This is a genomic window from Vicinamibacteria bacterium, from assembly GCA_035570235.1.
GTDB lineage: Bacteria > Acidobacteriota > Vicinamibacteria > Fen-336 > Fen-336 > DATMML01.
Window position 1 is genome coordinate 37,157 of record DATMML010000005.1, and the last position, 17,317, is coordinate 54,473.

Sequence of the window (17,317 nt, forward strand, 5' to 3'; positions counted from 1 at the left end):
GCGGTGGCCACGTCCGGGATTTAGGTCGCGGGCGGCCCTTAGCGATCGCTTCTCAGGGCCGAGGTTGCCGCACAGTTCGGCACTGGTTCAAGCTCGCCGCGGCCTATGCCCGATCCCGTCCCCGGGAAACCCCTCCCGGCCTCCGCGCCGGGGAGGACGAGTCGACCGATCGACCGTCCCGCTACCCGACCTTTTGCCCGATCGCCCAGGCGTAACCATCAGGATCTTCGAAAGAGACCTCCTTCATTCCATAGGGCTGGGTCACCGGTCCTTCATACGTGACCCCAGCCGCCTTGAGGCGGCGCTCCTCGACCGCCAAGTCGTCGACGGAGAGGTACAGAAGAATCGTGGCCCGAGGCTTTGTGCCCTGGCGCCGCTGCAACTCCTGTGTTCCTGGGCTCTTGGGCGACTCGACCATGATACGGAAGCCATCGCGACTCATCATCGAGAAGAAGGGCCCGTCGGGCCCCGCCGCCCGATCCACTTCTTCGACGCCCAGGGCCTTCTTGTAGAAGGCCACACTCCTCTCCAGGTCGCTCACGAAGAGGTCCGGGCTCAAGTTGGCGGTCATGCACACCCTCCTTTTCGCGGGCACCAGCCCGCAATCACGAGGATGCAGACAAGCAGTGACAGCCTGTTGTCAGGAGGATCGCGGGATGGGCTCGCTTTCCTTGAGCCGGACGAAGTCCTCCAGGGAGACTCCGGGCCGTAGGGTGAAGTACTTACCGGTGGCCTCGGCCTTGAGCATGCGGTCCACACGAAAGACCCGCAGGTCCTCCCGCAAGCGACAATAGGCGGGCACGAGCCAGACGTCGCCCAGACGGACGACCCCGAGGGGTTCGATGGCGCGCTCGGTGGCCATGCCCCGCGCGACGCCGTGATACCGAATCGTGACGACCTCGCGCCGCTTGACTGCTTCCATGAAGAGAGTGAGCGGGCCAGGGTCTCTCGGGCCCAGGGAGGGCATCAGCACGGTGCTTTCGTGATCACGAACACCGCGTACCGCCTCCGGGCCGAGCGCCGCCTCGAGCTTCAGAGTGGCGGAACGCAGTCGCGCCTTGAGGGCGTTGTCGGCCACCGTGTTGAGGAGCCGAGCGCCCATGACCAGGGCCTCGGCTTCGGCCGGCGCGAGGGCTAGGGGGCGGAGCTGGCTACCGGGCGGGAGGAGGTAACCGTCCCCTGCCGCCCCCGCAACCGGGAAGCCACCCTCGTGTAAAGCCCGTACGTCGCGGTAGACCGTTCGGAGGCTGACGCCGAAACGTCGGGCTAGTTCCTCCGCCTTGAGCCGCCGCCGCGCCGAGAGGAGGAGGGCGATGCCCAAAAGCCGGTCCAGGCGCTTCACACCTGCTACGCTACCCCAGGTCGGCCTTGGCTGGGCTTAGAAATCAGCCACGCCTCAGGACCTTGCGCATCGCCGGTCCCCCCGGGGCCACGCGACCGGCACACGTCGCCTCCCCGGAGGCGGCCCCCTCGGAGCGCTTGGCCGAACGCGACCCCCGGCAGCCGGTTGCGACCAGCAGAGGCTGCCCAAGGCTATCGGACCTGCCTCGGCGTCGGTTCGTGGTACCGTGGCGTCCTGACTCGCCCACATGACGGGCGCTACGGCCAGGAGGGCCGGAAGTAAGGCACGTGGAGCGTCGAGACCCCCGCCGACGTTTGGCGGACGCCGCGGGAAGCGTGAACGGCACATTCAGGACGCCGACTCCGATCTGCGTCTTGGTCCGTGTAGCCCGCGGCTGCCGATTCGATTCCAGGGAGCGTTCCGAGGCGCCGGTGCCGAATGGCCTGCCCTCCCCGGGGGACACTGCCTGCCGAGTCAGGCCGTAACTCATTGATTACAAAGGACACGGCGCGTCGGAGCTCTCGGCACACTGCTTGCTCAATGGAGATGTGGGCGCCGGTGCTGAGCGTGCCCGGACGGAGTCGATCATGAATAAGCCAGTGCTAGTCCTAATGATGGCGGCGTTGGCGGTACCCGCGATGGCCGACGAGGGGTACGACTCGCACTCCTACGCTCCCACCGCCCGAATCCGTTACGTCGAGCCGTCGGTGACGCTGCAGAGGTACTCTTCTGACGACGGCTCGCAAGCCTCCTCGGAAGAGGCTCAAGCCAATGTCCCGTTTCTCCCGGGCGACCGCATGTGGACCGACAACGCCGGGCGTGCCGAGCTGCAGTTGGCAACGGATGTCTTCATCCGCATGGACACCCAGAGCTCCCTGGAGTACGTCTCCGAGGGAGCCCGGCCAGCCTTCCGGGTTGACTCGGGAGGGTTGTACGTTCATGCGCGCCAAGGCGGCGACCTGACCATAGAGACGCCCGGAGGGCTCGTGACGCTCCAGCGAAGCGGCGTCTACCGCATCGATGCGGACTCAGGTGAGACGCGTCTCACCGTGCTGCAAGGAAGCGCGTCGCTTGACTCGGGAAATCGCCAGGTCGATGTTCCAGGCGGGGAACGAACGTACGCCCAAAAGGGGGAGCCCCCGGAAGATCCTCAGCGCTTCGACCGCGCGGACAGTGATAACTTCGCCTCTTGGGACCGCACCCGCGAGAGCAGCGTCGCTGCCTACGCGGGCGAGAGTCGGCGCTACCTTCCGGCAGAGGTCGCATCCTACGCCGACGATCTGGACGCCAACGGCAGTTGGGCTGACGACGCCGAGGTCGGCCGCGTTTGGCGGCCAAACGTCGACGCGGATTGGTCTCCCTACTCCGACGGGCGCTGGACCTGGACCGTCTACGGCTGGACTTGGTGCCCCTATGAGACCTGGGGCTGGGCTCCCTTCCACTACGGCCGCTGGGGTTTCGGCGCGCGGCTCGGCTGGTACTGGATCCCCGGTTCGGTCTGGGGGCCGGCCTGGGTCTCTTGGGCCCACGGCGGAGACTACGTGGGCTGGTGCCCCCTGGGCTTCCATGACCGGCCCGTCATCGGCATAGGCGTCAGTGGGGGGCGGTTCGGCGGGCGGGCCTGGTTCTATTCTCGCCGTGCCGACATCCTGGCGCCGCAAATCGCGCGGCACCGAATCTCAGCCAGTCCGGCGGTGGTCGGCGCAGTTAGGGTCTTGTCGTCTTCTCCCGTTGCCCAGCCGTCACGGGACTTCCGCACCGTCCACACCGTCCACGCGATGCCCGTGCCCACGGCACGGCTACGCAGCCAGAGCGCGCCTCTCCCCTCGCGGTCCGCGATTCGCGGCGCGACGACTCCAAGAGACGGCGCCCGCGTCAGGATCCCGGAACGGTCGCCAAACGCGCGTCCGCAGGCTGGAATCGGCCGCACGACGGATCGGAATGGCCGGAGCACGTCCACCGCTCCCCGGCAGTTGCAGAACGAGCGTCCCGTTCCTCGGAGTCAGGACGGCCGCACCACAGACAGCGGAGGGTTCAACAGCGGCACGTCGGCTCGCCGCCGTGTCGACGCTCCGCCTCCGTCGGCTTCGCAAGTGCGGCAGAGTGAACCCCGTGGGCAAACAAGCGGTTGGAACCGGCCTTCAGTCCGTCAATCTGCGCCCCGCCCGGTAGAGAGGGTCACGCCTCCTGCGGCCCGGCCGGCCCCGAGTCGATCCCGCGATTACGGATCTGGGTTTGGAAATCGGTCCTTCCAGCCGCCTCGTCAGCAGCCGATGACCCATGCCCAGGTGTCCAGGCCACCCCGCGCGGACAGTGGGCCACGGTTCAGCCAACCGCACTCTGCACCTCCGCACGCCGAGTCGCGGCCAGCTCCACGTCCGGCCCAGGCGAGCGGACGTGACCGGAACCCCCACGGCCGCTGAGCGGGCCGGAAAAGGAGCCATGCTTTCGCGGCGTCGCCGGAGCTTTCCAGAGCAACCGTCAGCCATCCCCGGGGCCGGTCACTATCCGCGCGCTCGATGACCCCCGGCCCCGACCGCTATTTCCCGTGCTTCCCGTCGAACTCGGCGCTATGCTCGCGCCGAGGAGGTGTCTATGCACGGGATTATCTTCTCGGAACTGAGGAAGTACGTGGACAGCAAGCTGGGCGGGGACGCCTGGGCCGGCCTGCTCCAAGCCGCGGGCCTTCCCGGGAAGCTCTACATGCCCATCCACACCTACCCGGATCAGGAAGCGGTGGCCCTGGTCTCGGCCGCGGCGAAGATCACCGGGCAGCCGGTCGACGGCGTGCTCCAGCACTTCGGTGAGTTCATCGCTCCCGACCTCCTGCGGATGTATCGAGCGCTGCTGAAGAAGGAATGGAAGACCCTGGATATTCTCGAGCATACGGAGGAAACGATTCATCGAGTAGTGCGCTCCCAGAACCCCGGCGCGGAGCCGCCTCGACTGCAGTGCACGCGCCTGAGCGCCACGACGCTCGTGATTGCCTACACTTCGAACCGAAAGATGTGCGGGGTAGCAAAGGGCATCGTCCGCGGCATCGCGGCCGAGTTCGGCGAGAAGGTGGTAATTTCCGAGTCGACGTGTATGCTCAAAGGGGGAACCAAGTGCGAGATCTCCGTTCGTCTGGAGTCGTGAAGAAGCTGCGGTCCCGGTGAACCCGCGTCCGGGTGGCCGCGCGTTGGGCAGGCTGGAGAATTCGCCAGAACGATGCCCCGGCCGCGAAGATCGGTGGATCTCACCCCGCGTCCGGTCGTAGTACGATGATGTGAGTGCGGGGAGTGTGCGAAACGCCTCGCAGCTTGACGGACTCAGGAGGGGCGTCAACGACGTGGGCGCCGACTCCGCCAGAGGTCATCGCATGAGGCACAGGAAAGCAACCAAGAAGAGGGTCGGGAAGCGGGCCGATCTGAAGATGGCTGGGCCGAGGCAGAGCCGTCGGGCGACCAAGGCTCGTACCTCCGCTGCGGGGGAGCGGGACGAGGGAGTCATCGACCTTTTCGTGAACACCTATCGTTCGCTCGGCTAGGCAGCTCGTGGCGCTCCGAAGTCGGACCAGATTTGTGGCCGGCTTCCTCGGCGAGTTCCTCGAGACCCAGTTTGTCGGCGGTCAGCTCACGGCTGACGAGTACCACTCGCGCAAACGCAGACTGGAGACCGACGCACGGAAGTTGAGCAGCCACCTTTTCGCGAAGACTTCCAGTGTCGACGACCCGGATCTTGGATCCTTGACGCTGCGGATGCTGCGGGAGCCCGATCTGCGGGAGTTCCCCTTTATCCAGGTAGTGCCACGCACGACAAATCGCCGGCGGATCAGGTGCTTCGTCGGGCACCGCTTCACGGCGAACATCGAACGAAGCCTCCGCTACAATCTGCGGCATCTCCTCGAGCCGTACCGGATCGACCTCGAGTGGTCGGGCTACGACATCAGCGCCCACGACGTCTTCGAGGACATCATCCGCCGCATCCGCACGGCAGAGATGTGTCTTTTCGACAACCTCGGGACGCTCAACCGTCCGAACGTCTACGTGGAGGTGGGGATCGCCTATGCCCTCGAGCGGCCCCTCATCGTGTGCGAATACGTCGGGAAGCGCCGACCCCACGCGGTGCCGGACACGGCGAGCGTGCCCTCCGACCTGGCGGGGATCCTCACGGTTCGGTATCGCACGTACGAGGAGCTTTGCCGGCAACTCTACTTCAAGCTACCGCTGTTCCTTAGCCGACATCAGCTCGTAGGCTAGCTCCGAGCGGCGGAGGGTCGCGATTGACTCCGAATCAACCGAGTTGCCTGTGACTGGGTACCCCGACTTCCCGTGTGGCGGCCCACGCTCCCGGAACCCACGGTAGGGGCGCAAGGCCCTAGCTTCCTCACCACCCGGTTCGGGCTCTCCTTAATTAAAGATCAGAGGGGGGGCGTCTCGACCTTGCCCAGCCCGTAAAAGTCCCTACCCGCCCAGGCGATTGTCCCGCTGCCCGCCTCGCTTCTGAGGGTTGCGCCACTGCGTCCCGCGCGAACACGCAAGGAAGACTGTGTTCTAGCTCACTGGACCTGCCGGGCGATTACTGTATACTCTCAACTCCTCCAAGGAAACGGGTTGGGCCTCTGCGTCCTCGGACACAGGGGTGTCAAATCCGTGATTGCTCTCGAAAAGAGCTGGGAGTTCGTGCCCTGCAGAACGTCAGACCGAGTCTCCGCGTTGGCCTCAGTCTTGGTCTCTTGGCTTGGGCCATTCCGGCTTGGGCCCAAGCTCCACTGCGCAAGATCGGCGAAGCCGATCTTTCCATCCTTGGCGTCTCCGCGACCGTCGACCCCCTGAACCCCTCGGTACCCAAGAATGTCGCCTCCGCGGTCAGGTTGGTCGTGACCGCGGGGGGGACGCCGCTCACCTCCGCGGACGTGCCGCGGTTCCTGGGAGCGGGATTTCAAGTCGCAGCGGAGCTTTCTGGTCCGGGGCTGCCGGGGACGATCACGATTCCCCAGGCGGGGTCGCCGCCTCTGGGAGACCCCCTTCTCCTGCCCCTCCCTCCTCTTGCCATCGGTGGCGACTACCTGCTCTCGAACCCCCGCATCGTCGTGGGCGGCCGATCCGTTCTCGACGCGGTCCCGCAGCAGATTACGGTTCATGTCATCGACCAGATCCTCGTCACCTCGGTCCAGACTCGCCCCCTGACCCTCGACGAGATCAAGGCCAGGGGCATCGTCCTCGACAGCAGCGCCTTCCTGGGCTTCGAGTTCACGTTGGGCTTGATGCTTGAGTCCACGCCCGTGAACTTCACCTTCCCTGTCGTCTTCAATAATCAGGGCGTCTCCGTGCCCCTGCCCATCACGCCTCCGCCCGACCCAACGCGGCAAGGCGTGTCCCTGTCCCTGCCTCCGCTTCCCACCATCGTTCCCGTGCTCCTCACGGGCAAGGACTCAAGCGGCCAGGACATCCCCCTCACCCTGCCCGGCGGCGCCCCCGTCCAGATCCCCGGCGTCCTCGTCATCCCCGGGAACGTCGGGTACCTCAAGCAGTTCTTCGCGGCTGATTTGTACGTGGCGAACGGCGCTCCCGCCGGTTCCGGCCTCGTCGTCCACAGCGTGACGGGAACCATCCACCTGCCCCCGGGGGCGGACGGCGTTGTTGGCACCGCGGACGATCCCCTCTCTCTCCCCGCTACGGTCAACGGCCCCCAGCCTTCCACCATGCCCGTGCGCAGTCTGGGTCCGGACGGCAAGCCCGATGTCGACACCCTGAACCCTGGAGACCAGGGGCAGGCCGAGTTCCTGATCAGAGGAGAGAAGGAAGGCTACGCGACCATCGACTTCGGCATTGCCGCGGTGCTCGAGGGTCTCCCGGTGGGGCCGGTCAACGTGACGGGGAAGGCGAGTGGGGGCGTGCTGGTCCGGAACCCATTCTTCGACATGACTTTCACCGTGCCCTCGGTGGTGAGGCGGGGGGAGAAGTTCAAGCTCTTCACCACCATCACGAACATTGGCCAGGGCCTCGCCAACGCCCTCACCGTCAGCCTGGACTCGGGAGCCCTGAGCGGCGTCCTGCTCCTCAGCGATCCCTCGCAGGTCATCGCCACGCTCAAGCCCGGGAACGCCCAGACCCTGGAGTTCGACTTCCAAAGCCAGAAGACCGGCCAGGTCGTGGCCAGCTACCTCCATCTCAACACCCAGGACGGGTCCACGGGGGAACTGAAGTTCACCCTCGGCATTGGCGAGCGTGGTGTACCGCTCTCCCCGGACACCCTCGTCCTGCCGGCATCGGTTGACGCCCTGCCCACCGACGTCGTGGATGCAGCCATGCGCGTCCTGGGCCAGGCCTGGAGCGTAGCCAACGCCCCCAGCGGGACGCTGCCAAAAGGCGTCATCCGGACGAGCAAGACCGTCGTCTTCCAGAAGGGACTTGCCCTGGCCGAAGCCGGGCTCCGGGTCACCCTGGGCGAGAACCTGTCCGACGCCCTGCGCGACATTGGCGTCGATTTCTATGGCGGGCCGTCGCTCGACCCCGGCTTCGACCAGATCCTGCGGCAGACGGACGCCGGCCGAAGCCTGGCCCTTGCCCTCGGGAATGAGCTGGTGGGGGCTGTGATCCAGGCGGGTGGCCCCCTACCCTACGAGAGAAGCTTCGCCCAGCTCCAGGCCTCGGGGCCCGATTTCATCTCGTTTGCGGTGGGTAGCGGGACGAGCGGCGCACCCGTCGACGTCGCCTTCGCCGACGGCGCGCTCCGGCAGAGCCTCAGCGGGACCACGGCCGCTGTGCCCCGCTCCGACATCCCGGGTGGCGTGATCGTTCCCCTGGGCCCCCCCGCCACCGCGCCCCTGCTGGGCTTGCTGACCGCCCCCAGTGCCTCCCCCTACACCCTCCGGATCGCCGGACGGGGCGCGGGTCCGGTCGACATATCCGTCACCCTTCCCCGCGGTGACGGCACCCTCGTGCGGGGGTCCATCCTGGGGGTGGCCTTCACGGCTGGCCTCAGCGCCAAGCTCGCGATCGACCTCCTGCAGCCGGATTCCCTCGTCCTCGCCGTGGACACCGCGGGAGACGGCACCTTTGCCACCGCGATGCCCCTCGTCACCGAGGTCATCTCACCCCAGGGCCCGCAGTTGCTGTCCGCAAACGTCATCGGTCCCGAGACCCTGGACGGTGCCAGTGCCTTCGGGTTGGACGTCGCCCTCCTCTTCGACCGCATCGTCGACGACACAGCGTCATCCGCGCTCGGGACCTACCAGGTCCCCTCCAACTCGGTCGTGGCCGCCAAGCGGCAGCTGTCGGGACGGATCGTTTTCATGTCCCTGGCCGCGCCGGAGGGCCCCTACGTTCTCAGCTCGGTCAGCGAGAGCGGGATCTTGGACCCGCGGGGCACGCTCGGCCCCGCCCTCACCCAGCCCTTGCGGTCGCTCCTCCAGGATGCGGGGGCCGTCGTCTCCGGGCGAGTATTCAACGCGGACGGGACCGCCGTCACCTCGGGGGTCGTGACCTACCTCAACCAGGCCGACATGTCCTGCATCTTCCCCTTCGAGAAGCCGCTTGCCGCCGTTTCCCTCAACGGTCAGGGTCGCTACCAGCTGCGGTACGTGCGGCAGGACAACTGCGGCTCTCCCTTCATGATCTTGACCCAGGACCCCTCCAGCGGAGCGGTACGGCAGGTCTCGAGCTTCGTGCGGGCGGCGGGCGAGCGGATCGTGCTCGACCTGGCCCTGGAGGGGCGGGGCACGGTGGAGGGCACGGTCCGCGACATCCCCGGTCACCCCGTTCCCGGAGCCGTGGTCGTGGCCCTGAGCACGACCGATGCGCAGAGCGGGGGTACCGCCACCACGGATGGGCAGGGGCAATACGTCATTCCCGGAATCACCGTGGGCCCGGTGAGCGTGCGGGCCGCCAAGGGGACCTTCGTGGGCCGGGCCGCGGGGCGGGTGGACCGGGCGGGGACCGCCTCCGTCGTTGATGTGACGCTCAACACGGGATCGGTTCACGTCACGGGCACGGTGCTCCTCGTGCAGGGAACGGTCAGCTCCCCGCTTCCGGACGTCACCGTCGTCTACGGGGTCAGCGAGAACCCCTCATTGAACCCGACGCCGGTGGGGGTGACGAAGACCGCCGGGGACGGGACCTACAGCCTCGATTCCATGCCCCCCGGATCTGTCGTGATCACCGCCTACAGCCAGTACGGAATCGTTGCCGTGGGCTTCGCGACCGTGGCCGGAGACCAGCTCACGGGGAAGAACCTCGTCTTCCAAGCCCAGGACCAGACCCTCTCCGGCACCGTCCAGGGTGTCGTACGCCTGCCCGATACGACACCCGCCCCGGGAGTCGTGGTGTCCATCGACGGCCGCGGCGTGCTGACGGACGCGACGGGGGCCTTCAGCATTCCCAACGCTCCCGTGAAGCCCAATGTGTCCCAGACCGTGTCCGCGGCCACGCAAGACGGGCTGCGTTCCGGATTTGCGACCTTCGTGCTCGGGTCGCCGAACCAGGTCGTGAGCGGGCTTGTCATCACCCTATCCGGCCTGGGCACGGCGAAGTTCACAGTCTTGGACCCCGCGGGGAAGCCCATTGCAAACCAGGAGCTCCGGACGCCCTGCGTCGACGTCTGCTGGTGCAGCGCCATGTCCACGGGCCCGGACGGGACCGTCACCTTTACGGGGGTCGGCCTCGGCGACTTCAACGTCAAGGCCATTCGTATGTCGGGCGGCGTGACGGACGTCGCCTACGGGAAAGCCTCGATCAAGCGGGACGGCGACACCGGCTTCGGCGTCGTCCAATTCGCGGGCGCGGGGACGGTGACGGGCAAGGTCTTCAATCCTGACGGCACACCCTCCTTTGGCGCCTCCGTCGCCCTCTCTTCGCGGCACTTCTTCAACGATGGCCTGACCACCTGCGACCTGATCCAGGAGGTCTCGCATCGCTTCCAGACCGGGCCCGACGGGCTGTTCACCTTCACCGGCGTCAACGTCGGTCCGCTGGTGGCGTCCGCGAGTCAGCCCTTCTTCCCGACGGCGGTGGGGGTCAACAGCACGCTCCTTCAGGACAGTCAGACCGTGACCTTGCCTCCCCTCCGGCTGGTCAACACCATTGCGGGGGTTCTCTCGGGAGCGGTCTTCCTACCTGATGGCACGACCACGGCGGGAGCCGGGGTCCAGGTCACCGCCACCGGTCCCCTCCCCGACATTACGGTCACCACGGACGGGCAAGGTCAATACCACTTCGCGAAGATCCTCCCCGAGGGGCTCTACCAGGTGACGGTCAGCGACCCCGTCACGGGTGGGCTGGGTCGCGAGTCCGTCTACCTGGCCGCGGGCCAGGACACGACCCACAACATGCGCCTCAAGGGAAGGGGCACGGTGACGGTCACGGTTGTGGATGGGGCGGGCAGTCCGGTGACTAGCGCCTTCGTTCGGGTCCGGGAGACCGAATACCCGAATCGGGTCTACGAGGGGTCGATCGACGCCTCCAACCAGGGAGTGGCCACCTTCCCGAATGTCTTCGAGGGTCCGCTGAGCGTCGAGGCGTCGGACAGCTTCGGACGCGGCGGCCGCACGTCGGCCGTGCTGCCGCGGCCCGGCGGCACCACGATCAGCGTGCAGGTGAGCCTGACCGTCACCGGGACCGTTCAGGGCCACTTCTATATGCCCGACGGAGCAACCGTCATTCCCTTCGGGGTCGTCTCCCTCACCGCGGGCGGACGCACGATCGGCCAGGTCACGACCGCGGGGAGCGGGGACGTAGGATCCTTCTCGTTCTCCTTCGTCCCCGCGGGACCCGTGCGTCTGGACGCCCAGGATCCCCTGACCGGCCGGACCGGACTCGCGGTGGGGACGGTGGACAGCCAGGATCAGGTCGTTACCCTCAACGTCCTGGCCCAGGCTCTGGGCACGGTCACGGGGTCGGTCACGCAGAACGAGCAACCCGTCGCCTCCGTCAAGGTGGTGGTGGCGTCGGGAGCCTTCCAAGCCGTGACCTACAGCGACGGAACCGGGCAATACGTCATCAAAGGGGTGCCCGAAGGCCACGTGGTCGTGACGGCGAGCTTCAGCGACGGCTCATTTTCCGGCACCGCCGCCGCCACCCTCACGGGCGAGGGCACCACGCTCACTGTGAACGTGGCCCTCCAGGGGTCCGGCCAGGTGACGGGGCAGGTCCTGAGCGCGGGCGGGGCGACCCCCGCCCCCACATCGCTGGTGTCGCTGCAGGTGAGCGGCAGCGCCAGCCTCACCACGACCACGGACGCCACCGGCAACTATCGCTTTGATCAGGTGCCCACGGGCCGGGCCAGCCTGACCGCGACCGTGCTGGGAAGCATCGACGAGGGGATGGCCACGGCCACCGTGCCCGCGGGGGGGGCGGTTCAGGTGCCGATCACCCTCAACGGGGTGGGGGTGTTGAGCGGGGTGGGGGTCGACTCGGCCGGCAACCCCGTGGACGGGACGTTGAAGATCACGGGCACGGGCTCCTTCCCTTACTTCTTCTACCTCATACTCTCCAAGGGAAGCGGGGGCACCTTCCAACTGCCCCAGGTCCTGGCTGGACCCTTCACAGCCGCGCTCACCTCCGTCTCCGCGGGGGGCGCCAACCTCTACGGCACCGCCTCGGAACGTGTGAGCCCGGGGCAGACGACTCAGCTGACGGTGGCTCTGCAGCCGACGGGGACCATCACGGGCAGCGTCCTCCGCCCCGACGGCAAGACCCCCGCATACGGAGCCTCCGTCACGGTTGATCTCGACCAGGGGCGCGGCTCCCTGACCACCCAGGCCCAGAGCGATGGCACCTTCGCCCTGAACGGCGTGCCCCTGGGGGCTTTCACCCTCCGCATCAACGACCCCCTGACGAGCGGCCTCGGCCTGGTCCAGGGCCGCAGCCTGGACACGAACCTGCAGATCCTCAGCCTCGGCACCATCGTCCTGGACGACACCCCCATCGCGGTCGTTTCCGTCTCTCCGTCCGATGGGGCGGCCCAGGTGGCGGTGGACCAGCCGGTGGTCATCGTCTTCTCGGAGCGCGTGCAGTCCTTCGCCGGCGTGACCGTGAGCAACGGGCCCGCTAACATCCCCTCCCAGGCCAGCCTGGCCGCGGACGGCGTGACCCTCACCCTCTCTCCCACCCCGAGCTGGCCCGACGAGAAGCAGCTCACCCTCACCATTCCCACGAGCGTGACCGACGTCCTTGGTCGGCCCCTGGCGCAGTTCGTCGTCACTCGGTTCCAGACCGTCGACCTGACGCCCCCCTCCGTCTCCACTGTGGTTCCGGCGTCCGGGGCGATCCAGGTCGATCCCGCGGCCGTGCTTACCGTCTCCTTCAGCGAAGCGCTCTCTCCGACCCTCACGAACCTCTCCTCCCTCGTGACCCTGGGCGGGCCGGGGGGGCCGGTGGCCGGGACCACCGTCCTGGCTTCGTCAAACTCGGTGACCTTCACCCCGGCAAGCCCCCTCGCCACGAACGTTCTCTACACCGTGACCGTGAACGGGTCCGTGGACCTGGCCGGAAATCTCCAGACCGTGCCCTTCGGCTCGACCTTCGCCACCCTTGACACCATCCCGCCTACCCTGAGCGCCTCCTTCACGACGGCCACGGGCAGTGGGGCGCTCGTGAACGGCACTTTCCTCGGCTCGTCCCGACCCACCCTCGCCGTGACTCTTTTCGATGCCTTGAGCGGGGTGAACATGGGCACGGCCGGCCTCAGCCTGGACGGCAACGCCGTGCCCGCCGTCGTCCAGGGGAACTCCCTCGTCTTCACGCCTTCCTCCGGGCTGGCGGACGGCGTCCACACCCTGCAGGCTTCGGGAGCTGATCGGGCCGGCAACTCGGGCACGCTGAGCGTCAGTTTCGGGATCGACACCGTTCCTCCCTCTGCCGCCCAGATCACGGGTGTTGCCGAAGCCCAGGTGGTGCGGGGGACCATCACGCTGGGAGCGACGGCGACGGACGCGGGCTCCGGGGTGGCGCGCATCGATATCTTGAGCGACGGCTTCCCCCTGCGGAGTCTCATCGCTCCATCCTTCTCGACGGCTCTGGACACGACCACGCTCGTGGAAGGGATCCACGATCTGGCGGCGCGGGCGGTCGATGGGGCGGGTAACGTAGGTCCCCTCGGGCCCGACGTGCACATCATCGTGGACAACCAGCCCCTGACCCTGGTCATCACCTCGCCCCCCAACGGGGCACGGTTCCGCGACTCCGTGCTCGTGAAGGCGACGGTCTCGAAGTCAGTCGACCACGTGGACTTCTCGGTCGGGTCCCAGACCCTCTCCGTGACGAGCGCGCCCTACCAGGCCAGCCTGAGCCTGGCCTCCCTCGCGGACGGGCCGGCCACCGTCACCGTCAAGGGCTTCGCCCCCGGCGGGGAAACCGCGACCGCCACCCTCACCGTGGTCGTGGTGAAGACACCGCCCCCCGCCCCCAACCCCGCCCTCATCGACGCCGAGCCCCCGAGTGCGGGCGCGTCCCTGGTCTTCGGGCGGGCGGGTTCGGTTCAGGCCGCGATCACCGTGCAGATCACCAACACCGGCAACGGCGCCCTGGCCAGCGCGGGCGTCCAGTCCGACGGCTCCTTCAGCGCCACCATCGCCGCCGCCGCCGATGACACGCTCTCCCTCATCGCCGTCGACGATGTGGGGAACCGGAGCGCGGCCACCCTGGTGGTTGTGCGCCGGACCCCCTCCCTGCCTCCCTCCAACGGGACCACGTCGCTCACCTACCTGGGAATCCTGGTCGATCGGGTGGGCCCGGGCCCGGCTGCGCTGACCCCGGACGGGGCGCTGGACGCCGTCTTCACCCTGAGTCTGTCCATCGGCCAGGGAGTGACCCGCCAGCTGTCCTTCATCGACCTCGCGGGACCCCTCACCCGCAGCACGCGTCCGCAGGTGGGGTCGGTTCTGGGTGTGGCTGCGGACGTGGGCGCCCCGCTGCTCAACGGCCCCGACGGCCAGGTCAGCTTCCCGGTGACGACGGGCGCCACCCTGACCCTCTTCGCTTCCGATTTCGGCTTGATCCAGCCCGGCGCCACCTACACCGTGACCGCCGGCTTCGCGGACGGCTCCAACTTCGTGGGCAGCTTCACGATCGTGGCTCCGCAAGACAAGCCCCAGATCGCGCACTCCATGACCCTCTCCGCCAGCCCCACCACCGTGGCCGTGCCCGCGGGCGCGCCGGCCACGACCACCCTGACCATCACGAACATCCGCGACATCGACGGCACGCTCCTCCTCGACGGGGCCAAGATCGCGGTGGCGGTTGCGGACATGGCCTCCACGGATCCCCGGGCCAATCCCTTCCGCTCCGCGGGGGGGGCGATCGTGGACGGAGTGCCGGCCGCCAACAACACCAACTTCCAGGTCTTCACCATCAGCGGGGGGACGGTGACCGCGACCTATTCGAGCGCTTCCGTGACCCCCGCCCCCGTCACGGGCGCCCTCGCCCTCGTCCAGATCCAGGCCGCGGACACGGCGGGCAACGTGCTGGGAACGCACGCGGTGGGCACCCTCGACCTCAACCTCCGGCCCGCGGCCGATCGGGCCATCGTCTCCCCTTCACCCTCGTCCCTCTACGCCGATCGCGTGGACCGCCGGAGCCAGGTGACAGTCAGCGTCCGGGACGCGGCGGGCAATCCCCTGCCCGACGGGACGCCCGTTGTCCTCACCGCCGCCGACTTGGGATCCTTGAACCCCGACAGCAGCTATGTCCGCTCGGCGGGGGGCGCGGTGCTGGGAGGGCAGCCCTCGCCCAGCGGTGGCTCCTACCAGGTGTTCACGGTTACGGGCGGGACGATACGGTGCCAGTACTCCGACGCGAGCCTCGCCTTTGGGGCGGTCAGGGTCTCCCCCGCCATCATCCAAGTGCTCCCGGCCACGAGCACGGGAGCCGTGGCCGACAACCATACGATCGGCACCGCCCAGATCACCCTGGTCGGCGCCGACATCGCGGACGTGGAGGTCTCGAGCCCGAGCGTCGCCCTCTCCTCCCCGGCCCGCCCCGTCTCCGTCGTCATCCGTCAGCTCCGCGACGCCCGCGCAAATCTCATCCCCGACGGAGCCACCGTCCTCATCAGCGCCAACGACTTAGCCACCATCACTTTTGACGGGAGCGCCTATGTCCGATCGCTGGGGGGGGCGATCGTGGACGGGGTGGCATCGCCCTCCGGGCAGGGCTTCAAGGTGTTCTCCCTTTCCCAGGGGCAGGCCCTCGCCACCTACAGCTCCGATGGGGCCTCGATTGGTCCCGGCCAGGTCGGCACCGTCAACCTCCAGGTCGAGATGGGGGACCCGAGCGGCACCCTCCTCGACAACCACGCGCTGGCCGTCGCTCCCCTGAGCCTGGTCGGGCCGGCCAACGCCGTGGGATCCGCCACCCCACCGTCGGTCTTGGCGGAAGGCGGAGTCCACACGGCCACGGTTGTGTTCACTCCCGTCCTCGATGCCTACGGCAACCCCCTCCCCGACGGATCGAAGGTGGCCGCGACCGTGCAGGACCTAGCCGCGGTCACCGAGAACGGTTGCTGCAATATCCGCTCCGCGGGCGGCCAGATCCTGGGGGGGGACGCCTCGCCCAGCGGGTCGGCCTACAAGGCGCTCACCATCCAGGGGGGCAAGGTCACCTTCACCTACGCCGACCAGAACGTGACCGCCGGCCCCGGAGAGGTGAAGCAGGCCAACGCCAGCCTGCTGGAGGCGGGCAGCGACGGCAGCGTTCTCAGCACCCGCGCCGTGGGCGTGGTCCCGATCGCCTTGGCCGGCGTGACCTCGGGCACGATGGCGGCGAGCCCGGGCTATGTCCACGCCGACGACCTCGACAACCGGACCTCGGTGACCCTGTCCAACATCCGGGACGCCAACGGTCAGCCCGTGCCCGATGGGACGCTGCTGGCTTTCACGGCCGCGGACCAGGGGTCGGTCACCCAGAACGGCTGTTGCTATATCCGCTCCGCGGGTGGCGTGATTGTGGGCGGGACGCCCGCTTCCTTCGGAGCACAGTACAAGCTCTTCCCCGTCACGAGCGGGCAGGTGGTGCTGCAGTACTCGGCCCAGGGAGTGGCGGCGGGCAGCGCGGAGCAGAAGACGGCCACTGTCCAGGCCCTCACGGTCACGCCCGCGGGGTCCTTCATCTCCAACCTGGTGGTGGCCACCGCGTCCATTGCGCTCGTGGGTCCGACGTCGGCGAACGTGGCCGCGAACCCGCCCGACGTGTTCGCGGACGGGGGGGCGCATCTCTCGCAGATCACCCTGAGCGCCCTCGTCGACACGGGGGGAACGCCGATTCCCGACGGGGCCAAGGTCGGACTCACGGCGGCCGACATCGCCGCCGCCACCGAGGACGGCTGCTGCTATGTCCGCTCCGCGGGTGGTCAGATCCTGACCGGGGGCACCACGCCCGGGGACGGAGCCCCCGCTTCCAACGACGCGCGCTTCGGCGTGTTCACGGTGGCGGGAGGCCGCGTGCAGGCCGCTTACTCGGACCAGGGCCTCGCGCTGGGGGTCAACGAGACTCGGGTGGCCTCGGTCGCGGTGGTGCCCGTGGCGGGCGATACGAACGGCATCGTGACGAACCGGGCCTTCGGCGTCGGGACCATTAACCTCCGCGGGACGAGCTCGACCATGGGCTCCGGTCCCCCCACGCTTCCCTTGAGCGGCGGTCAGGGCACGATCACGTTCTCCGGCATCAAGGACTCCGCGGGCAACACGGTGCCGGACGGCACCCTGGTGGTCGTCTCCGCCGCCGATATTGCCACCGTCGATCCCACGAGCAACGGCTACAACCGCTCCACCGGGGGGACCATTCTCGGCGGCGGCGTCTCTCCCACCGGACTCCAGTACCGGGTGTTCTCGGTCCTGAACGGGAGCATCACCGTCACCTACTCTACGGCCGGAGCCTCGTCGGGTACGGCCGAGATCCAGGTGGCCCCCGCCGGCCGGGACGGCGCCATCATCGGGTTCTACAGCCTCGTCGGTGGAGTCTGGAACATCACAGTTCAGTGAGTCTAGAGCCCGCAATG

General features: G+C 68.1%; 5 protein-coding genes. 3 read left to right on the forward strand and 2 right to left on the reverse strand.

The genetic code is table 11. From position 1 onward, the window contains the following. Positions 1–181: 181 nt before the first annotated feature. Both VN461_00625 and VN461_00630 read right to left on the reverse strand, forming a co-directional pair. Positions 182–571 (reverse strand): VOC family protein, encoded by a 390-nt coding sequence (locus tag VN461_00625; protein HXB53260.1) that lies wholly within the window; start codon positions 569–571, stop codon positions 182–184. A gap of 69 nt (positions 572–640) precedes the next feature. After that, the gene (locus tag VN461_00630) at positions 641–1,342 is read right to left on the reverse strand and encodes a WYL domain-containing protein (protein ID HXB53261.1); all 702 of its coding nucleotides are present in this window, start codon (positions 1,340–1,342) and stop codon (positions 641–643) included. A 2,595-nt stretch (positions 1,343–3,937) separates the two neighbouring features. Here VN461_00630 and VN461_00635 point away from each other — a divergent pair. The 3 genes from VN461_00635 to VN461_00645 all read left to right on the forward strand — a co-directional run bounded on the left by VN461_00635 (position 3,938) and on the right by VN461_00645 (position 17,300). Continuing rightward, on the forward strand, positions 3,938–4,480 hold the full coding sequence (locus tag VN461_00635; GenBank protein HXB53262.1) for a heme NO-binding domain-containing protein: 543 nt from the start codon (positions 3,938–3,940) through the stop codon (positions 4,478–4,480). Between the two features lie 425 nt (positions 4,481–4,905). Continuing rightward, entirely contained in the window at positions 4,906–5,583 is a 678-nt protein-coding gene (locus VN461_00640) for a hypothetical protein (protein ID HXB53263.1), read from the forward strand. 476 nt (positions 5,584–6,059) lie between these two features. After that, a complete protein-coding gene (locus tag VN461_00645; GenBank protein HXB53264.1) occupies positions 6,060–17,300 on the forward strand; it encodes a carboxypeptidase regulatory-like domain-containing protein in 11,241 nt (3,746 codons plus the stop codon). Positions 17,301–17,317 lie beyond the last annotated feature (17 nt).